The sequence below is a fragment of the Rhodococcus sp. MH15 genome, assembly GCF_019266045.1.
GTDB lineage: Bacteria > Actinomycetota > Actinomycetes > Mycobacteriales > Mycobacteriaceae > Rhodococcus_F > Rhodococcus_F qingshengii.
Window position 1 is genome coordinate 163,451 of the sequence record NZ_LPNP01000080.1, and the last position, 19,569, is coordinate 183,019.

Consider the following 19,569-nt stretch of genomic DNA (forward strand, 5'->3'; position numbering starts at 1 on the left):
GTTACCCGCGCGTTCGGAAGAGCGCGGTGTCAGAGTTCGGGACAGTGCCCGTGTGGAGGACGTATTCGCTGGTGGCGACGGGGCCGGCCGCGCTCGACCTGAGATAGGGCTCGAGCGTCGAGCGGAGGTGCGCTGACATCGAAGCCCAATTCCCTGTGCTTCGAACGGCCTCGCGAAAGTTCTTCAACGCCGGTGCCTGGTCGCACAGTTCCTCGACGGGATCCGATCCGGCTGGTAGTTGCCACTCGAGCAGGTGCGAGGCCGAGCTCACCGACTCCAATCCGGCTGCTGCCTTCTCGAATTCGCTCGAGCTCGACCATGTCGTCGGTAGTGGTGTGATGCCATTCCACGCCGAGGCGGCCTCCCGGCGGAGTGCTGCTGCCCACCCGTTCTCCGACCACGTTGCGACGCAGATCTTTCCGCCTGGCCGGGTCACCCGCATCATCTCTGCGAGGGCAATCGAGGGGTCGGGACAGAAGATGATCCCGAAGATGCTGACGCAGGCGTCGGCACTCGAATTCGGCCAGGGTAAAGACTGCGCATCGCCGATCGTGAAGTTGGGTTGGGTAGTGCCGGGGTGGGGAATCCAGCGTTCGCGTGCGACCTCGAGCTGGCTGGCGGAGAGGTCGAGTGCGTGGACCGTCATGCCTGACTGAGCCGCCGGGAGCGCAAAGTTCCCGGTTCCGGCGCAGACGTCGTACACCGTGCTCACATGCCCGATCGAGCGCAGTGCCTCCGTCGATGCCGGTGAGAGTTGCTCGGCAAGAGGCGAATAGGTCGTACCGTTCCAGTTTCCCCGATTCACGCCAAGCTCCTTTCGACGGCGTCGATGACCGTGTCGAGCGCTGCGCCTGCCGCGTGCGCTGCTTCGTCGGGGTTGCGTTCCTCGATGGCTGCGATCAAGGGTCGGTGCTCGTCGACGTGGAAACCTGGACCGACACTGACTGCGGACAGCGAATCCGTCACGGCGGCAAGGACTCCCCGGTAGACGTCGATCAGTGCGGAATTGTGGGACGCCTCGACGATCGAAAGGTGCAGGGCCATGCCGGCTTCGACAGTGAAGCCGCCGACATGACCGGGGTGGGCATTCCAGGCTGCATGTATCCGCGCGAGATCTTCGGGGGTGTGGCGCTGCGCTGCAAGTCGCGCGGCTTCGACCTCGAGTCCGCGTCGCAGGCTCAGTACGTCGAGAACGTCACCTCTGGCGAGCCTGCGCCCGAGTAGTCCTTCGACCGGCGACGCCGCCATGACGTACACGCCGCCACCGTGGCGTACGGACAGAACTCCGGCGTGTGCAAGCGCCCGTACCGCTTCGCGCATGGTGTTTCGGGCGACTCCCAATTCTTCGACCAATGCGGTCTCCGGCGGGAGTTTCGATCCGACGGGCCATCGACCGGTCGAGATCGCCTCCTCGATCGCCGCGGCGACGATGTCTACCTTGCGTCCGGAATCGGCCATGTATGTCACCTCGGATAAGTGGGTCAATGACTTGATCGAGGTTAGCGTGCCCGACCAAGTGGGTCAATGACTCGGAAATTACCCGCGTACGTCCAGGCTGCGGGCGTAGTGCTCCTTGAATACCTCGAGATGTGCCCAAGATTCCAAGCCGCTGACACCGTCGATCCCGCGGATTCGTTCGGACAGCGCATGCAGGTCGCTCGAGGAGTTGGCGGCAACCGTCGCGATCACGTCGTATCGTCCGAGGGTCCGGGCGAGGAATTCGATTCCGGGCAGCGACTCGATCTCCGATACCGCGTTGTCGTCCCGTGAGCCCAGATTGACGCCGATGCCCATCGCCAGCGTTCGGCCACCACCTCGCCGCTTGACGACAGCGCCGACGCGCAGTGCCGTGCTCGCGATCAGATGATTGACCCGGTTGCGCACGGCGCTCGGCGACAGTCCGGTCTGTTCGGCCAGCTCGAGAAAGGGCATTCGCCCGTTGCGCTCGAGCAGTTCGATCAACGCGACATCTGTCGAGTCGAGTCGGATATCGGCTTGTAAAGCGGTCTCGGGCATGAAGATTCCCTTGATGACGTCGACGTAGACCAGCGTGCTCACGGATCGAACGCCACGTTGTGAGCGGAGTTCGGCGATGGCACGGTACAGATCGTCGTGACTGGGCACCCGAAGTTCCGCAATCACGTTGTACTGCCCGCTGACTGCCGAGATGTAGACGGCGGCCTCGGATGCGATCAACGCGTCCAGTACCGGGGTCATCGGTCCGGACACTGCGATCGAGACGTGTGCAAGCGCCTTCAACCCGAGAAGTTCGGGGTGCGCGACGGCCACTACGGACACCGTTCCCGAGTCGAGTAGCGCCTGCACTCTGGTGGACACCGCCGCTCGTGGGGCGTCGACCGCCACGGACAGTTCGCGGTACGTCGCTCGCCCGTTGCGCTGAAGTGCGGCAATGAGCTTGGAATCGAGATCGAGCGTCATGGTTGCCCCAACTTTTCCAGAGATTTTTCTGTATGAGCTTCCTATTAGAACAGTCGCATGTGGCCATGGATGATGTGGATAAGTGCAGAAATGCTCGAAAACTCATACAAAAAAGTTGTATACCGCCTGGTCTGAAACTTTGATGCATTGCATAGCTCCAGGTCAGGGCGTAGTTTTCGCTCAACACGCAGTGACCTGCACCACCATCTCGACGAAGGACCACCATGCGCAAGTTGCACACGCACGAAGCCTCGCCTCTCGACGCCACCGGCACGATCTTCACCGGCGCCAAGATCCACACCGTTGACGACAGCACGGTGGGAGCCGAAGCGTTCCTGGTGTTCGGAAACCGCTTTGCAGCGGTGGGAACGCTCGAGGAATGCCGCACCGAGGCGCGTCGGCTGAGCACTCGCACAACCGCGGTGGTCGAACTCGACGGCGCCACCGTCGTCCCCGGCTTCGTCGATCCACATGCACACCCGTTGATGTACGGGCAGATGCTCAGCTGGGTGGACTGTGGGCCGGAGAAGGCACATTCCATCCCCGGAATCATTGCGCTACTTCAGGAAGCGGCGCTCACAGCACCTGCGGGCGTCCCGATTCGCGGATACGGCTACGAGCACCGCAACCTGATCGAAGGGCGTCACCCGCTCAAGGAAGAGCTCGATCAGGTGGCCACCGATCGCGAGGTCTACCTCATGAACGCGAGCGGTCACGGCGGCGTCGTCAACTCCTTCACTTTCGACAAGCACGGTATCGACGCGAGTACCGAGAATCCGGCCGGTGGCGAGTTCTTCCGAGATGAAGACGGCGAACTCACCGGTGAGCTCTCCGACGCCGCGTGCAACATTCTCACCGGCGTCAACGGAGTGAAGGTCGGCCATCACGGCCCCAACTTCCATCTCGAGGACGAGCCGGAAGAGCACCTTCGCCAGCTGTCGGTCGCTCAGGACAAGTTCCTGGCCGGTGGCGTCACCACCATCGGTGATTGCCAGGTGACCCGGCGTGAATTCGACATGTACCTGCGTCTGGCCGAGCAGGATCAGCTCAAGACCCGCGTCAGCATGTACATGCTCAGCCACCTCCTCGATCACGTCATCGACACGGGAATGCACGGAGCCTTCGGCAATTCGCGGCTCGCGTTCGGCGGCATCAAGTTCTACGCCGACGGCACACTCGGAGGCTGGACCGCATACTTCCCCGACGGCTACGTGGGCGACCCGTGCCGCACCGGGCAGCTCTACCACGAGCCGGCGGACTACTCGGAGCTGATTGCCAAGGCACATTCGGTGGGTCTGCAGACCGCCACGCACGCTCAGTCACCGACCGCCATCGACATGGTGCTCGATGCCATCGAAGCTGCGCAGAAGGCTCACCCCGACGCCGACGCTCGTCACCGCATCGAGCATTGCGGACTCCCGACGGCCGAGCAGATCGCAAGGATGAACCTGGCCGGTGTCTACCCGGTGAACCAGCCACAGCACTACTACAACTGGGGTGAGGGCGTGACCGCTGCGATCGGCACTCCGGGCGAGCGGTTCAACCCGCTCGGCGAGTTCATCGCTGCCGAAGTTCCCGTGACCATCAGCTCCGACGCCCCCGTCGCAGAGCCGAAGCCGCTCGAAGCAATTCAGGCAGCCGTTACTCGTGTGACGCGTCAGGGCCATCAGCTCGGCTCCGATGCACTCCGCATCACCGCCGACCAGGCATTGCAGGCTCACACCCTCAACGGTGCGCGTGCGCTGGGCCGCGAAGCAGAGCTGGGCAGCATCTCGGTCGGCAAGCGGGCCGACTTCGTCATTCTGGGCGCGGATCCCCTCGAGGTTCCGGCCGACGCGATTGCGCAGATCGAGGTCCGAGAGACCTGGATCGACGGCGAACTCGCACATTCAGGTCATAACCACCTATTGTCGAGCACTTCGACCACCGAGGAAAAGTAATGAACCGAGAGCAACAGATCGTGAAGGCCCGCAAGGCGGGATTTGCAGCCTTCGTCGGTACAACTATCGAGTGGTACGACTTCTACGTGTATGCCACGGCAGCAGCCCTGGTGTTCGGTGACATCTTCTTCCCACCTGGAACCGACCGCCTGACCGGCGTTGCGGCGGCGTTCGCGACATACGCCGTCGGTTTCTTCGCTCGCCCGCTCGGCGGAATCGTGTTCGGCCATGTCGGTGACAAGATGGGCCGACGCACCGCATTGGTTGTGACTTTGACGCTGATGGGTGCAGGCACGTTCCTCATCGGCATGTTGCCCACTTACGCGTCGATCGGGTTCTGGGCGCCGTTACTGCTGGTACTGCTCCGCTTCGTCCAGGGCTTTGCCGTCGGCGGCGAATGGGGCGGCGCGGTCCTGATGGCCGTCGAGCATGCACCCGAGGACAAGAAGACCTTCTACGGCGGTTTCGCTCAGCTGGGCAACCCGGCCGGCGCGCTCCTGGCCACAGGTTTCTTCAGCATTCTCTCCACCTTCGGCGACGACGCTCTGCGCGAGTGGGCTTGGCGACTGCCGTTCCTCTGCTCGGCGCTGCTGATTCTCGTCGGCTTGGTCGTTCGCCTGAAGGTCGAAGAGTCCCCGGTTTTCGAATCCGAGGTGAAGTCCGCGGACGTACCGGAAATGCTCCCGCTCAAGTACGCGCTGGTGACCAACTGGCGCCCGATCATCCTGGGCATCGGCATTCTGCCCGTCGCAGTCGGCGGCTACTACCTCGTGACGACCTTCATCACGGCATACGCAACCGACCCCGATGTCGGATTGTCGGAGACGTTGATTCTCAACGCGCTGAGTGTCGCTGCAGTGGTCGAATTGATCGCGACTCTCGGCGTGGCGTGGCTCGGCGACAAGGTGGGACGCGTCCGCGTCGTCATCTGGGGCCTTGCGGCAGTCGCGATTCTCGCAGCGCCGCAGTTCCTGGTGCTGAAGTCCGGATCCGTGTTCCTGATCTTCCTGACCTTCGCTGTCATGCGACTGGTGCTGGCGGCCACGTACGGCCCGATCGCCGCCGTCCTGTCGCAGATGTTCAAGCCGCAGGCGCGCTACACGAGCATCTCGTTGGCGTACCAAGGTGCAGGCGCTATCTTCGGCGGACTGTCACCGCTGGTGTCGACGCTGATGTACAAGGCAACCGGCAGCATCTGGCCGGTCATCGCACTGCTGATCGGCATGTGCATCCTGAGCATCGTGTGCCTGCTCTTCGCTCCGCAGCACGTGGACGAGGCGACCGATACCGACAGTGCTCAGCAGGGCCTGAACAAGGAATCGGCTTCCGCCTGATTGCCGAGAGTCGGCTTCCGCCTGATTGCCGAGAGTCGGCTTCCGCCTGACAACTGAAAACACGACAGCCGGGGCAGTACACGATTTCCGTGTACTGCCCCAGCTGTCGTTTCAGGTCAGTTGTCGTTCAGCGCCGGTTACGCGCCGACGAGATGGCGATGAAAATGATCGCTGCGTCGGTGGGCCTGGCTGAGATTTCTGATCTCACGCAGCCAGAAGTGAGACGCCAGCGTGTTACTGCTTCCGTAACCAGTGCCGGACGTGTCTTCGTCGATCAGTGCGACAAGCGCTTTGATCAGACTGGTGACCTTGAGGTTGTTGGTCTGAGAATGTCGGAGCAACAGCTCGGCGGCTTCGTCGGTGCTGCAACGGTAGAGGGTGCAGACGATTTCGATACCGCGCTCGCGGATCCGGCCCGAAGTAGTCGGGATCCGTAGACCGTTCGTCGAGTTGCTGTTCGCCTGGTTGTTCGTGTCGTCGGGGTGAATCATGGTGTTGATCAAGGTATTCCTTTGAACCGCAGGGTCTTTGGGCCCGTGCGGTGTGTAGCGCATGTTGATACTGGTGCAGTCGGTACGCGATTGGCGGCGGACTCCGTCGGAGCCTTCGGCCTGGTCAACAATCTGCGGGACTGATGAAAGTGCGTAGTGATCAAAGGCGCGGATTTGCACCGAACTGGAAGTCTGCCCCTGGAACGAATACTGGAACTGTTGTTCCGGGCGAAGCGACCGGCTGCCTGACTGACGGCTGCCCTCTGATAACCCCACCGTACGTCATCGATTGAGTTTCAGCTAATTCTATTTCGAGCGGCTGAGAGCACTGTGGCCCGTATTACCTGCTCAAGAGGCATTTATGTGGCCGATTATTGCTTGCTTGGTGGTAGCCCAGGCGTCGGTCGTCGGGTTGCCGAACTCGCCGTGGCCGACGCCGGGAAGTTCGATCAGATCGACCACGTCGCCTGCTGCTCGGGCGGCACGGGCATAGCGCCGACTCTGTTCGACCGACACGACCTTGTCTCCGAGTCCGTGGATCACCGTGACGGGGAGGCCGGTGGGGAGGTGCTCGATCGGTGATGCGATGCGGTAGCGATCGGGATGATCGGTAGGCATGCCGCCCAGAAGGTTTCGAACAAATCGATCTTTGCCCGCGGTTGCGGCGAGCGTCATGTCGAAGACGCCGGCCATGATCGTCGTCGAGCGAACCGGCACCGAGAGGTTTGGTTCCGGGGCGTCTGCACCCTGTTGGGATCGCGATGCGACCCAGGCGGCAAGTTGTCCACCCGCGGAGTAGCCGGCGATGTGTATACGGCTCAAATCCAGTCGCCCGGAGGCCTTTTCCTGAACGATGCCGGCCAGGGCGTTGGTGGCCGTAACGGTATCGGAGAGCGTGGTCGGCCAACCACCCTGACCGCCGACGCGTCTGTATTCGATGTTCCAGACCGCAATTCCGTACGGGGTCAGGGTTTTTGCCCACGCGCCCGCGTATTCGAGATTGCTCTTCTGGGCCCATCCACCGCCGTGAATGAGTACGACGACCGGCAGGTCACCGTCCGATCCTTCTGGAAGATACAGATCGCCGAAAGTGTCTGCGGCCGCGGCGTAGGCGATGCGGACCGGAGCGACGTCGCGGTCGAGGCCGGTCGCACTGCTGACAGATGCGAGGAGGGCGAGTGCACAGACCAGCACTACGGCGAGATACCCGGCCAAGCGGTCGCGGGAGCGGTGCGCGATGACCTGATTCCTCTCGGCAGGCGACGGACGATAATTCGGAAATCAGTCTATCGGTGCCAGGTGAATTTATGGTGTGAGCGAATGGGCCGTGCTCGCTCGCACGCGGAGTTCGCTAGGCGTATAGCTCTGAACTGCGGGTTCGTCACCGTTGACCAGAGCCAACAGCGCCCGCACGGCCGCTGCCGCCTGTTCTTGGGGGAAGAAGTCGAATGCCGTGATCGGGGGCTGGGAAACCAGCAGGGCGGGTTCGTCACTGTCCTGTGCAATCAAGACGTCACCGGGAATCGACAGCCCGAGATCGAGGGCCGCTCGCGCCGCTGCCGGGGCGCAACCGAGAATCAACGACAGGATCGCGTCCGGCGGAGTCGAGGAGTCGAGGGCCTCGCGGGTGGCCGCATACGCGGCGCCGATGAGGCCTTCGACGGTGCTGGCGCCCGGAAACGACGTCAATTCCTCGCTGGTGCGTGGTGCCACGCCTCGGGCGCGGCACCACTCGAAGTAAGCGAAGGTCGTTGCGCGGGTCCACTCCGAATGCATTCCGGGAGTGAGGACGAAAATGTCCCTTGCGCCACGTTCGGCGAGGTCTTGTGCGACCCGTATCCGTACGACGAGGTCTGCATCATGATCAGCGGCCGGGTGGCGCTGATCGACCTCGATGGAAACCGTCGCGAATTCTCCGCTGGGGAAGCATTTTTCGTGCCGCAGTCGTTTCGCGGTACCTGGGAGACGGTTGAGCCGTCGAAGAAGTTTTTCGTCGCGCTCCCCGGATCGCGCTCATGACGGTGGAAACTTCGATGACTGTCGCAGCGTTTGGTCACGTGATCGATGGAACGTGCGAGAGCCCGGCAGGTAGACTTTCCGTGCTGGTCGATCCGGTGACCGACAATGTATACGCCCGTGCTGCCGTCGGTTCCGCCGATGACGTCGACCGAGCCTGCCGTTCGTCCGAGAAGGCTGCGCGGTCCTGGCGCCGGTCCACCCCTGCGCGCCGTCAGGAGTTGCTGCTGGCCCTCGCGGACGCGCTGGAAGCAAACGCGAAATATTTCCTCGAGGTCGAATGCCGCAGTACCGGCAAGCCTCTCAGGCAGGTGCGAGACGACGAGATCCCGCAGTGTGTTGACTTTCTGCGGTACTTCGCGGGTATTGCCCGCTCTCTGCCGGGCGTTGCCGCAATGGAGTACACGGAGGGTGCTACGTCTTATGTCAGACGTGAACCCATTGGCGTGATCGGTGCGATCGCTCCTTGGAACTACCCGTTGATGATGGCGGTCTGGAAGATCGCGCCGGCACTCGCGACGGGAAACACCCTCGTGCTCAAGCCGGCCGAGGAGACGCCGGAAACCGCGGTGATGCTGGGAGTGCTTGCAGCGCAGATCTATCCGCCCGGGGTGTTGAACGTAGTGTGCGGCGATCGCGATACCGGAGCCGCGCTCGTCGCTCATCCGGTTCCTCGGATGATTGCGCTGACGGGATCGACGAGAGCGGGTATTTCGGTCGCAAAGGCCGCGTCGGAAGACGTCAAGCTGTTGCATCTCGAACTCGGAGGCAAGGCACCCGCCGTTGTTTTCGCCGACGCGGACCTCGACGGCGCAGTCGCGGGGATTGTTGCCGGGGCCTTTTACAACAGCGGTCAAGATTGCACCGCTGCGACGAGGATTCTCGTTCAAGAGGAGGTTGCGGAGGAGTTCACCGAGAAGTTGACGGCTGCGGCCGCGGACTTGAGGTTGGGCGGACCGGAATCGGGCGATTGTCTCGGCCCCCTGGTCAGCCGCGCTCACCGTGATCGAGTGGCGGAGTTGGTAGAGAGACGCTCAGCAAATACGAACGTATGTATTGGCGGGGGAAAGCCAGCTGGACCAGGGTTTTTCTATCTGCCGACTGTTATTTCCGGGGTGCAGCAGGAAGATGAGCTGGTCCAGGAAGAGATATTCGGGCCGGTTGTCACCGTACAGTCGTTCTCCACCGAGGCTGAAGCGATCGAACTTGCGAACGGGACCAAGTACGCTCTCGCGTCGAGCGTGTGGACGTCCGACCACGGCACCGCGATGAGGATGACGGCCGAACTGGACTTCGGCTGCGTCTGGGTGGGAGCCCACGGAATGCTCGCCGCTGAGATGCCTCACGGTGGCTTCGCTGGGTCGGGTTACGGCAAGGATCTGTCGGAGCTCGCACTGGCGGAGTACACGAGGGCCAAGCACGTCATGCATGTGACGAGCGTCTGACTCCTCGGCAATATCCAACGACGGCCATCTGCCCGCGCTGCGGGCAGGTGGCCGTCGTCGTGCCTCGGTGGACCTGCAAGATGCTGTTTGAATATGTTGCAGTGCAACATATTTGGAGAGAATTTTCGTTGATCCGGGTCGCGAATGCCGGTAAAGTGACGTGTGCAACATTGCGCACTTCGGCGCACATTCAACCCCACTTTCAATTCTGACTCCAGGAGACTGCCATGGGTTCATCCGACACCGATCTCAAAGCGCTCGACAGCGTTATCACCGTCGCCGGTGCATTGGCGGCGATATTCGGCGGAATCGCCGGAGTTGCCGGGCTGGCCACTTTTCTCGGAACCGGCGGCGGTTCTTAGGTTTTCAGCTGACATCAGTGAGGCTCGGACCGTTCGATTCTGACGATCAGATCCGCGCGTGGCCTGACTGCGCTGATCAACTCGGCGTTCGGCTGATCTACCCGTTTCACCCACTCTGCAGCCGCTTCGGAACTCTTTCCGAAGCGGCTGTGGCGTTTCACCAAGCGCTTCGTCCGAGTTTCCTCCGGAACGTCGAGATACCAGACCTCGTCGAGTGCTGCTCGCACTTCCTGCCATCCACCACTGGGTAGGAGGAGATAGTTCCCCTCGGTGACTATCAGCGGTGCACATGGGTCGACAGCCGTTGTGCTGCCTATTGATTCGTCGAACTCGCGATCGAAGACCGGAGCATAGACCGTCGAGTTCGAGGCTCGGAGTCGGCGTAGTAGAGCCGCGTAGCCGTCGACGTCGAAGGTGTCCGGTGCGCCTTTGCGTTCATGCCTGCCGAGTCGGTCGAGTTCCCGATTGGCAAGATGAAAACCGTCCATCTCGACGATGGAGCAACGAGAACCTAATTTCCGCACAATTGCCTGTGACACCGTCGACTTTCCGGCTCCCGGTGCACCCGTGATGCCGAGGATTCTCCGACCGTCGTCGGTGATCAGGGAAGCAGCGCGTGAAGCAAGTTGGTCGAGCGTCAGCGAGACGGTCGGCGGTGAGGTCGTCACGTGTTGCTCCGATCAGTCCGAAGGGCCGGTGCATCGAGAGTACGCCGGAGGCTTTCGGCCATTGACAGTCTGAATGGACTGTGAAACTGTGATCCATGCCACTCGAGAAGTTGGAGGTGAGACCGTGACCCTGCGCGATGCGCAGCGCGAAGCGACGCGCCACCGGATTCTCGATGCGGCAACGGATTTACTGATAGCGGACGGTTATTCATCTCTGACGGCGCAGTCGGTGCAAACCGCTGCCGGAGTCAGTCGGGGCGCTCTGCTGCACCACTTTCCGAACATGCAGGAGCTCACTGCGGCGTTGGTGTCGAACATCGTCGTACGGAACGAGGTGGCGGTAAGAGCTGCCATGTCTCGGCAGGATTCGTCGGTTGACACGATCGAGAACTCGATCTCCGCTCTGTATTCGGCGTTGACTCAGCCGCCATTTCAAGCGGAACTCGAACTGTGGTCCGCAGCGCGGACGGATCCGGTGTTGGCCGAGGTGCTCCGGGAATCGGAGCGAATCGCCGGACGGGATCTGCGGCGAGTTGTCCACGACGCTTTCGGTCCCGAAATTGTTGCTTCCGAGAACTATTCGCAGATTGCAGATCTGACGGTGCTGATGCTCCGTGGTTTGGCGCTGTCCCGGGCAGTGCAGAAGAGCGACGCGTCTGCGCGTCGTTCGATCAGTCAATGGGCAGGCATCGTTCGCCTGCTCCTCACCCAGAACTAGCGCAACTCGTTCCGAGCGAGGCGCGCTCTGTCGACAGGACCGATGATGACGGATTTTGCGACCCTGAAGTACGAGACGTCCGGCGGTAAAGCGTATATCACGCTCAACCGCCCCGATCGGCTCAACGCGATCGACGACCGGATGCCGTCGGACATTCGAAACGCGGTGGCAGCAGCCAATGACGACGACGAGGTCCGTGTGATCGTCTTGCAAGGTGCGGGCAAGGCATTTTGTGCCGGGTACGACCTCAAGAAGTTTGCCGAAGGCGACCTTGACGGAAAGTGGAACCAGGGCCCGGTCTGGGACCCCATCAAGGACTTTCGCGGGATGAAGCAGAACACCGACGACTTCTTCACGCTCTGGCGATCGCTCAAGCCGACGATCTGCAAGGTTCAGGGATATGCGATTGCCGGTGGAAGTGACATCGCGCTGTCCTGCGACATGCTGATCATGGCCGACGACGCTCGCATCGGATACCCGCCTGCGCGTGTGTGGGGTTGCCCGACGACGGCGATGTGGGTGTACCGGCTCGGAGCCCAGCGTGCCAAGCGAATGCTGTTGACGGGAGACACCATTGACGGTGTCACTGCGGCTGACTGGGGATTGGCGCTCGAAGCGGTGCCGGCCGACGAATTGGACTCGGCGGTGGAAGCGTTGGCGGATCGCATCGCCGGTGTTCCGCTCAATCAGTTGGCCATGCAGAAGATGATGATCAACCAGGCGTACGACAACATGGGATTGCAAGGCACCCAGGTACTGGCAACCCTGTTCGACGGAATTACGCGTCACTCCCCGGAGGGGCGCTGGTTCAAGGATTTTGCCGAGCGCGACGGATTCCATGCCGCGGTTCAGTACCGCGATTCCGGACGCAAGATTCCAGACGGAGGCGGGCCGCTCCCCGCGTCCGACACCCCTCCTCGATAGAAAGTGGATGTGAGATGAGCAGTGTTCTCGAAACGTCGTACTTCCCCGCTGACGTGTCTGACCCGATAGAGGAGCAAACGGTGGGTGGGCTGCTGCGAGAGTGCGCCGCGGACTCGCCGAATCTGATTGCAATCAGAGAAGTGGTTCCGACGCAATCGCATTCGCTTTCCGGGGCGGCTGAAACCGATCGCACGTGGACCTTCGCGGAGCTTCTCGACGAAGCAGAGGGGTGTGCGCACTACCTCTTGTCTCAATTCGACTGCGGAGATCGGATCACTGTCTGGGCTCCGAACGTTCCGGAATGGATGATTCTGCAATACGGCGCCGCGCTCGCCGGGATGGTTCTGGTGACCGCCAATCCTGCGTTGGGTGCGGAGGAGCTGGCGTACGTCTTGTCGCAGTCCCAGTCTCGGGGGCTCTTCCACACCGGAAAGTTTCGCGGTGGCGATATGGCAGCGGTTGCATCCGAGGCGATTTCGATTTCGGGAGAAGAAGTTCTCGCAGTCAACTTCGAGGAGTGGGATCGCCAGGTTCGAGGTTGGGCGGGCGAACGGGGCGCTCTGCCGGAAGTCTCGCCTGACGACAATGCGCAGATCCAGTACACGTCGGGAACCACCGGAGTTCCCAAAGGTGCTCTGTTGCATCACCGCGGATTGGTCAACAATGCCGATTTTGTGAGTCGGAGAGGCCGATTCCCTGAGCGGGGTTCGGTTGTGTCGGCCATGCCGCTGTTCCACACCGCCGGGTGCGGCATCCTGGTTCTCGGCGCCGCGCAGCGAAGAATGTCCATCGGCCTGATCCAGTACTTCGATCCGACTGCGGTTCTCGATGCGGCGGAACGCTTTCACGCTGACGTGGTCAGTGGAGTGCCGACGATGCTGATCGCGATGATCAACGACGCCAGCTTCGCGAGCCGCGACTTCTCGGCCTGTTCGGTGGTCGTATCCGGCGGGTCGTCGGTCCCGCCCGAACTCGTCAGCACGGTGGAGTCGGCCTTCGGGGCGGGGTTCAGCATCGTCTACGGACAAACCGAGGCCAGCCCCGTCATCACACAGACCAGCCCGGCCGACACCCCCGAGGACAAGTCGGAGACGGTCGGACTCGCGTTGCCGCAGGTCGAGGTGAAGATCTCCGACGTCGTGACCGGGGGCAGCGTGCCGCTCGGCGAACAAGGCGAGATCTGTGCGCGCGGGTACCTCGTCATGACCGAGTACTTCCGTAATCCGGAGGCTTCGGCCGACACCGTGGACAAGGACGGTTGGTTGCATACCGGCGATTTGGGGACGATGGACGAACGTGGATACGTCCGGGTTACCGGCCGCCTCAAGGACATGATCATCCGCGGCGGTGAGAACATCTATCCGCGTGAGGTCGAGTCCGTGATCTTCACACATCCGAAGATTCTCGACGTGGCGGTCGTGGGTGTGCCCGACGAGGTGTGGGGTGAGCGAGTTGTCGCCGTTATCCGCTGGAAGGACGAGTCCGACCAACCTACCGCCGCCGAGCTGGTCGAGTTCTGCACCGAGCGACTGGCGCGCCACAAGGCGCCCAAGGAGTGGTTCAGCGCGGAGGCGTTCCCACTGACAGGGTCGGGCAAGATCCAGAAATATCGAATTGCGAGCCTGGTCGGCGAAGGCGTGTACGGCGTCGTCAACTGATCGGTGCTCATAGCACGTCGGAGCGATTCTGTCTGGGTTATCCCCGTAAATCGCTTCGACGTGCCCTGTTTATCCTGGTGCCGTGAGTTCAACCTTCGGTGAGACCGGACACAACGCCACCTCCAACCGCATTCGCGCCACAGCGTTTGCGTCTAAGGTGATGTCCGCGTCCGACGCCGTGAAGTTCATCAACCCGGGCGACACCGTCGCGATCAGCGGTTTCGCGAGCGCCGGTACACCCAAGGTTGTCATTCCGGCCCTGGCCGAGCGTATTCACCGGACCCGCGGCAACGGATCGAACTTCACGATCAATCTCCTGACCGGCGCTTCTGTGTCCACCGAGACCGAAAGGCTGCTCGCGGAGGTCGACGGAATCGCGCTGCGCATGCCGTATCAGTCCGAGGCCACCGCACGTCGCCGGATCAACGACGGTCGTATGGACTACGTGGACATCCATCTCTCCCACGTGGCTCAGCAGGTGTGGGAGGGCTACTACGGCAACGTAGACGTCGCGGTGGTCGAGGTCGCCGGTATCACCGAATCAGGGGAGTTGATTCCCTCCGCGTCGATTGGCAACAACAAGACCTGGCTGGACGTCGCCGACAGGGTCATCCTCGAAGTCAACTCGTGGGTGCCCGAGGCGATGGAAGGTATTCACGACGTCTATTACGGCACCGCGCTGCCGCCGCATCGCAAGCCGCTCGAGATCATTCGTGTCGAGGACCGGATCGGCCAGACCACGTTCCGAGTGGATCCCACGAAGGTTGTGGCCGTTGTCGAGACCAACTGCCGTGACAGCGCGAGCCCTCTCACTGCACCCGACGCCGTCAGTGAGGCGATCGCCGGCCACGTCCTGGAATTCTTCGACTTCGAGGTGCGCGCCGGACGGATGCCGGCCGATACGTTGCTTCCGCTGCAGGCGGGCATCGGCAATGTCGCCAACGCGGTGCTCGGAGGGCTCGATCGGGGGCCGTATCGCGGCCTCACCTGCTACTCCGAGGTCATCCAGGACGGGATGCTGAAGCTGATCAAGGACGGAACGGTCGCGCATGCGTCTTCGACGGCTTTGGCGCTCACCGAAGAGGGCATCGAAGAACTGACCGCGAACATCGACTTCTACCGCCACCACATCACTCTCCGTCCGCAGGAGATCAGCAACCACCCGGAGGTGGTGCGCAGGCTCGGAATCATCGCCATGAACGGCATGCTCGAGGCCGACATCTACGGCAACGTGAACTCGACGCACGTCATGGGGACGAAGATCATGAACGGAATCGGCGGCTCGGGGGACTTCGCCCGCAACGGCTACGTGTCCATGTTCCTGAGCCCGTCGACGGCCCGCGGCGGTGAGATCTCGGCGATCGTGCCGATGGTTCCGCACGTCGACCACACCGAGCACGACACTCAGGTGTTGGTGACCGAGCAGGGGTTGGCGGATCTGCGCGGTCTGTCGCCGCGGCGACGCGCGCGCCTGATCGTCGACAAGTGTGCTCACCCGGAGTTCCGGCCACTGCTCCACGATTACATCGCTCGCGCCGACGCTCAACCGGGTGCGGGGCAGACGCCGCACATCCTGGGCGAGGCATTCTCGTTCCATCAGCGGTACATCGACACGGGTTCGATGCGCCTTTCGTGACGCCAGGCAATGCTGCCGGCAGTGAGAGAATGCGAGGGTGAGCCGAACCGGGGTACCTGACGACGCCATACGCCGGGTTGCCGCGGCGGGGGCCGATGACGCCGGTGGCCTACCCGTCGAACTGCTGGGTGATTTCCTGTACGTGCTCAGTGTCGCCGTATGCGAGGGGAAGCCGCTGCAGCGTCGTCAGCTGCACCGCTTCCGCGCTCGCGGGGAAGAAGCAGCGCAGCAGGGTGTCGCCCTGCGAGCCCTGCTCGATCTGTATCTCTCCTCGGCCTGGCGTCTGTGGCGTGAACTGCCTGCTGTTATTGCGGCACAATCGGATCCGAACGCCGTCGTCGCGGCCGGCGAAGTGATGCTGCGTGCCGTCGACGATGCCGTCGCCGAACTGGCCGAAGGGTTTCAGTTGGCCAGACGTTCTCTGGTCCGCTCGCAGGTATCGGCACGCCGCGAGTTCGTCGACGACTTGTTGACCGGCGGCGCTGACGTCGTCGGATTGTTGGATCGCGCTTCAGGATTCGGTCTCCACCTCAGTGGTCCGCATGCCGTGGCGGTAGTGACCGCCGCCCGTGAGTTCACCGACGACAACCCTTTGGTGCGCGCCGTCGAACGTGCCGTTCTGGGTAGCAAGGGTGACGCCGACGCGTTGGTCGCCAGCAAGAGCGGCAAACTGGTGGTCGTTTTCGCGGCGCCGGATCGCGATGCCGTCGACCACGTGCTGGCAGGGATTCGTTCGGCTCTCGGACCGGGGACCGATGACGATGGGCGAGTGCAGTTGCAGCGGCGTCCTTTGGACGGCACGTGGCAGATCGCTGTCGGGCGCCCTCGAACCACCGCTTCGGGCGTGGTGGCGTCGTACCGGGAGGCGCTGGACGCACTGGACCTGGCGCAGCGCCTGTCGTTGACCGCACCGATCATCGATGCTCGTGACCTGCTGGTCTACCGGGTTCTGGTCAACGACAGACCGGCGGTCACCGACCTGATCCGCACCCTTCTCACGCCGCTGCTCGAGGCGCGTGGTGGCGCTGGACCGATGATCGACACACTGCTCGCGTACTTTTCCGCCGGCGGCAATACGGCTAAGACCGCCCGAGACCTACATTTGTCCGTCCGCGCCGTGACGTACCGGTTGGACCGCATCCGTGAACTCACCGGTCAGAACGTCAACGATCCCAACGACAGCTTCGCACTCCACGCTGCCGTACTGGGTGCGAAGCTGCTCGACTGGCCGGCCACCGAGCTGACCTGATCAGCTTGCGCGGGCGCGTTCTTCGTAGGCAGCACGTGCCGCGGTGTCGACGTCGCCGAGAAACTGCGTCTCGACGCCGAACAGTCGGCTCAATGCCTCGTACGGCCGCCGGGGGAAGAAGCCCTGTGCCTGCACGAGCAGCCCGGACACCCGCGTAATGCGTACGCGTGGGCGCGGTTTGGTGATCAAGCCGACGACGGCTTCGGCGATTTCCTCCGGCTGAACCTCTCGGAATCCCTTCATGCCCGAAGTGCCCGAGGTGAGTTGGGTGTTGGTGAGCGTCGGCAGCACGGACGAGATGTGAACTCCGGTGCCACGAACTTCCTTGCGGACAGAATCGGTGAAGCCCAACACCGCATGCTTGGCGCCGCAGTACGTCGACAAACCGGGGCACGGGAGTTCGCCTGCAAGCGAAGCGATATTGATGACGTGTCCACGTCCGCGCGGAAGCATCCGTCGCAATGCGAGCTTGGTTCCCGTGATCACGCCGAGGACGTCGATCTCGATGATGCGTCTGGTCACGGAGTCGTCCTCGTCGACGATCCGTCCGACCGGCATGATGCCCGCATTGTTGACCAGCACGTCGATCGGGCCGAGTTCACCTTCGACGGTGTCGAGGAAGTCGAAGAACGAGGCGGGGTCGGTGACGTCGAGGCGCCCGAACGTGCGGATGCCCAAATCCTTGGCTGCTCGCGCGAGAGTGGCTTCGTCGATGTCGCCGATCGCGACCGTCGCACCCAGGCTGATCAGCCGCTTCGCGGTGGCGTATCCGATGCCCCGGGCGCCGCCGGTGATGACCACTACCTGACCGTCGAAAGGTTTGTTCATTTACTCCAGCGTCTCCAAAGATAGGGGTTGGTTGCAGTGAGATGAATCTGCAGTGAGATGTGATTGTGGACCAGTCGAAACCGGGTTGCTAGGGCTTCTTGGCCGAAGCGAGACGGTAGATTTGTGACTAAGTCACAATCAGGGTGACAAGTCAGGGAGGCGCCATGGACACATCGGAGTTGGACGGCTGGATTGCAAATCTCGCGCCCATCTATCTCCAGCCGGAGGTGATCGACGGTTTCGTTCAACGCATCGACGACGCCATTGCGGTGGCCAATCCTGAAGTGGCGGGTGATCGGGAGCTACGACGCGATGTGGATGCGAGCACTGCGGCGCAGCTTCGCGTCATCGTGGCCGCGATCGCGGGCGGTTCCCAGGAGGTCACGCCGCCGCCGGAGTCGGTTGCGCTTGCACTCACCGTCGCTAGGCGCGGTATGGATCTTCGAGTCCTGCTCAAGATCTACGGTGCCGGACGCCTCGCGATGCTGGGCTTCGTCGACGAGTCGATAGAAGCACTCCCGATCGGTCCGGAACTCAAGCGCGCACTTCTGGTCCGAGTGTGGGGTTCGGCGATGAGATGGCTGGAAGTGACCACCGAATTGTTGGTGGCAACGTATGCGAAGGAGCGTGAGAGCTTGGCGCGCGGCGCTTTTGCGCGTCGGTCCGAGACGGTGCACGCGATTGTCGCAGGCGAAGCACTTCACTCCGATGAGGTGTCGCAGATTCTCGACTACCCGATGCGGCGCCACCACACTGCGTTTGTTCTCTGGACGGACGACACCGATCCGGCCGCCGACGTATTGGCCCGATTGGACTCGTATGCGCGTTCCTTTGTGGACGAGTCGAATGCCGAGCGCGTGCTGACGCTGCCTTCGGGGGCGCGCGAGGTGTGGTCGTGGGTCGCGCATTTCGACGACCATGAGTGGGCGGCGCTCGATCGTGCTCGGAATTCGGATCTCCGTGTCGCGGTGGGGGCCAGCGGTTACGGAATGGAAGGATTCGCGCGCAGTCACCGCGAGGCTCTCGCCGCGCAGCGCATCGCGGTCCGTTCGACGGGTTCGCCGGGGGTCACCGTCTACGAAGATGTTCAGGTTCCCTGTCTGCTCACCGAAGATCTGGACGAACTGCGTGCGTTGGTGGCTCGGGAATTGAAAGGCCTCGCCGGCGCGGACGGTGTCACGACGCGTATCCGTGGCACCGTTCGGGGCTATTACGAGAACAATTGCACTGCAGCCGCTACCGCCGTGGCGCTCGGTCTGCACAAGAACACCGTGCGGTATCGACTCGATCAGGCCGAAAAGCTGTTAGACCGCAGCGTGGACCAGCGTCGGCTGCCAACAGAGTTGGCGCTCATCGCGCTGGAGAGCTACGGAGCCGCCCTCCTGGCGAACCCGTGACTCGCTACTGCATGTCGTCGAGCCCGGGGAGCGAATAGCCGGAGCTGTCATCCCAATCGGCGGGGGTGTCGTCGAGTGAAACGTCCCAGTCTGCGTCGGGCACCGCTCGCCGGAGTTCGGTCAGAGCGTTGAACCAGTAGACGAGCGAAGGGATTACCTCGGTCGGGTCGCTCGAGATCTTTGTCGAACCGTTGAGCAGAGTGTTGGGGATATCCGACGGATAGAGGTCCAGGACCTCGTAGTCGAACGGAAATTCGTCGTTGTGGACGGCGATGAGTCGGTCGACTTCGGCCTTCTCGTCGTCGGTCAGCGGTGTGGTGCGGACGGCGGAGTAGTACAACGAGGTGCTCATGCTTGCCAGGCTAGAACAAGATGCCGTCCAGCGGCGGTTTCGGACGCAACACCCTCAGATTGCATGGTTTCGGCAACTTCAGGTGTGAAAGTCGTCGATATTTCGACCGGGA

General features: G+C 62.4%; 20 protein-coding genes. 11 read left to right on the forward strand and 9 right to left on the reverse strand.

Going from position 1 to position 19,569, the window contains the following annotated elements:
• Position 1 precedes the first annotated feature (1 nt).
• The 3 genes from ATN37_RS23555 to ATN37_RS23565 all read right to left on the reverse strand — a co-directional run bounded on the left by ATN37_RS23555 (position 2) and on the right by ATN37_RS23565 (position 2,439).
• Entirely contained in the window at positions 2-805 is an 804-nt protein-coding gene (locus ATN37_RS23555) for a class I SAM-dependent methyltransferase (RefSeq protein ID WP_065351558.1), read from the reverse strand.
• Positions 802-1,458: a FadR/GntR family transcriptional regulator gene (locus tag ATN37_RS23560; RefSeq protein WP_054186998.1), complete on the reverse strand. Its 657-nt coding sequence runs from the start codon at positions 1,456-1,458 to the stop codon at positions 802-804. Before ATN37_RS23560 ends, ATN37_RS23555 begins: the two co-directional genes overlap by 4 nt.
• A gap of 78 nt (positions 1,459-1,536) precedes the next feature.
• A complete protein-coding gene (locus ATN37_RS23565) occupies positions 1,537-2,439 on the reverse strand; it encodes an Lrp/AsnC family transcriptional regulator (protein ID WP_218695679.1) in 903 nt (300 codons plus the stop codon).
• Between the two features lie 224 nt (positions 2,440-2,663).
• On the opposite strand from ATN37_RS23565, the gene ATN37_RS23570 reads away from it, so the two are divergent.
• Together ATN37_RS23570 and ATN37_RS23575 are read left to right on the forward strand one after the other, a co-directional pair.
• Positions 2,664-4,379, forward strand: coding sequence for an amidohydrolase (locus ATN37_RS23570; RefSeq protein WP_030536127.1), 1,716 nt, complete (start codon positions 2,664-2,666; stop codon positions 4,377-4,379).
• Complete coding sequence (locus ATN37_RS23575; RefSeq protein ID WP_050656991.1) at positions 4,379-5,713, forward strand: MFS transporter; 1,335 nt, start codon at positions 4,379-4,381, stop codon at positions 5,711-5,713. The genes ATN37_RS23570 and ATN37_RS23575 overlap by 1 nt, the downstream gene beginning before the upstream one ends.
• A gap of 137 nt (positions 5,714-5,850) precedes the next feature.
• On the opposite strand, the gene ATN37_RS23580 is transcribed toward ATN37_RS23575, so the two are convergent.
• The 3 genes from ATN37_RS23580 to ATN37_RS23590 form a co-directional block, all read right to left on the reverse strand.
• Entirely contained in the window at positions 5,851-6,216 is a 366-nt protein-coding gene (locus ATN37_RS23580; protein ID WP_054826948.1) for an antar domain protein, read from the reverse strand.
• Between the two features lie 336 nt (positions 6,217-6,552).
• On the reverse strand, positions 6,553-7,419 hold the full coding sequence (locus ATN37_RS23585; RefSeq protein ID WP_225320177.1) for a S9 family peptidase: 867 nt from the start codon (positions 7,417-7,419) through the stop codon (positions 6,553-6,555).
• Positions 7,420-7,509: 90 nt separating this feature from the next.
• Positions 7,510-7,980, reverse strand: coding sequence for a substrate-binding domain-containing protein (locus ATN37_RS23590; protein ID WP_245361892.1), 471 nt, complete (start codon positions 7,978-7,980; stop codon positions 7,510-7,512).
• On the opposite strand from ATN37_RS23590, the gene ATN37_RS23595 reads away from it, so the two are divergent.
• The 3 genes from ATN37_RS23595 (at position 7,975) to ATN37_RS32780 (ending at position 10,027) form a co-directional block, all read left to right on the forward strand.
• Complete coding sequence (locus ATN37_RS23595; protein WP_042451565.1) at positions 7,975-8,223, forward strand: cupin domain-containing protein; 249 nt, start codon at positions 7,975-7,977, stop codon at positions 8,221-8,223. The genes ATN37_RS23590 and ATN37_RS23595 overlap by 6 nt on opposite strands.
• Positions 8,220-9,665 carry an aminobutyraldehyde dehydrogenase gene (locus ATN37_RS23600; RefSeq protein ID WP_218695680.1) on the forward strand — a complete coding sequence of 482 codons (1,446 nt, stop codon included), beginning with the start codon at positions 8,220-8,222 and terminating at the stop codon, positions 9,663-9,665. The genes ATN37_RS23595 and ATN37_RS23600 overlap by 4 nt, the downstream gene beginning before the upstream one ends.
• Before the next feature lie 227 nt (positions 9,666-9,892).
• Positions 9,893-10,027 carry a hypothetical protein gene (locus ATN37_RS32780; protein ID WP_003942853.1) on the forward strand — a complete coding sequence of 45 codons (135 nt, stop codon included), beginning with the start codon at positions 9,893-9,895 and terminating at the stop codon, positions 10,025-10,027.
• Positions 10,028-10,041: 14 nt separating this feature from the next.
• Here the strand turns inward: ATN37_RS32780 and ATN37_RS23605 are convergent, their stop codons facing one another.
• Positions 10,042-10,695: a nucleoside/nucleotide kinase family protein gene (locus ATN37_RS23605; protein ID WP_218695681.1), complete on the reverse strand. Its 654-nt coding sequence runs from the start codon at positions 10,693-10,695 to the stop codon at positions 10,042-10,044.
• A gap of 124 nt (positions 10,696-10,819) precedes the next feature.
• Between ATN37_RS23605 and ATN37_RS23610 the strand changes: the two genes are divergently transcribed.
• The 5 genes from ATN37_RS23610 (at position 10,820) to ATN37_RS23630 (ending at position 16,880) form a co-directional block, all read left to right on the forward strand.
• Positions 10,820-11,413: a TetR/AcrR family transcriptional regulator gene (locus ATN37_RS23610; RefSeq protein ID WP_063316011.1), complete on the forward strand. Its 594-nt coding sequence runs from the start codon at positions 10,820-10,822 to the stop codon at positions 11,411-11,413.
• 45 nt (positions 11,414-11,458) lie between these two features.
• On the forward strand, positions 11,459-12,337 hold the full coding sequence (locus ATN37_RS23615) for a crotonase/enoyl-CoA hydratase family protein (protein ID WP_223304467.1): 879 nt from the start codon (positions 11,459-11,461) through the stop codon (positions 12,335-12,337).
• Between the two features lie 14 nt (positions 12,338-12,351).
• Entirely contained in the window at positions 12,352-13,995 is a 1,644-nt protein-coding gene (locus tag ATN37_RS23620) for an AMP-binding protein (RefSeq protein ID WP_075834708.1), read from the forward strand.
• Between the two features lie 82 nt (positions 13,996-14,077).
• Positions 14,078-15,631: an acetyl-CoA hydrolase/transferase family protein gene (locus ATN37_RS23625; protein WP_007730514.1), complete on the forward strand. Its 1,554-nt coding sequence runs from the start codon at positions 14,078-14,080 to the stop codon at positions 15,629-15,631.
• A gap of 37 nt (positions 15,632-15,668) precedes the next feature.
• Positions 15,669-16,880: a CdaR family transcriptional regulator gene (locus ATN37_RS23630; RefSeq protein WP_218695682.1), complete on the forward strand. Its 1,212-nt coding sequence runs from the start codon at positions 15,669-15,671 to the stop codon at positions 16,878-16,880.
• Here the strand turns inward: ATN37_RS23630 and ATN37_RS23635 are convergent, their stop codons facing one another.
• On the reverse strand, positions 16,881-17,708 hold the full coding sequence (locus ATN37_RS23635; RefSeq protein WP_003942902.1) for an SDR family oxidoreductase: 828 nt from the start codon (positions 17,706-17,708) through the stop codon (positions 16,881-16,883).
• A 164-nt stretch (positions 17,709-17,872) separates the two neighbouring features.
• On the opposite strand from ATN37_RS23635, the gene ATN37_RS23640 reads away from it, so the two are divergent.
• The gene (locus ATN37_RS23640; RefSeq protein ID WP_218695683.1) at positions 17,873-19,105 is read left to right on the forward strand and encodes a CdaR family transcriptional regulator; all 1,233 of its coding nucleotides are present in this window, start codon (positions 17,873-17,875) and stop codon (positions 19,103-19,105) included.
• Between the two features lie 4 nt (positions 19,106-19,109).
• Here the strand turns inward: ATN37_RS23640 and ATN37_RS23645 are convergent, their stop codons facing one another.
• The gene (locus ATN37_RS23645; protein WP_003943172.1) at positions 19,110-19,457 is read right to left on the reverse strand and encodes a hypothetical protein; all 348 of its coding nucleotides are present in this window, start codon (positions 19,455-19,457) and stop codon (positions 19,110-19,112) included.
• Positions 19,458-19,569 lie beyond the last annotated feature (112 nt).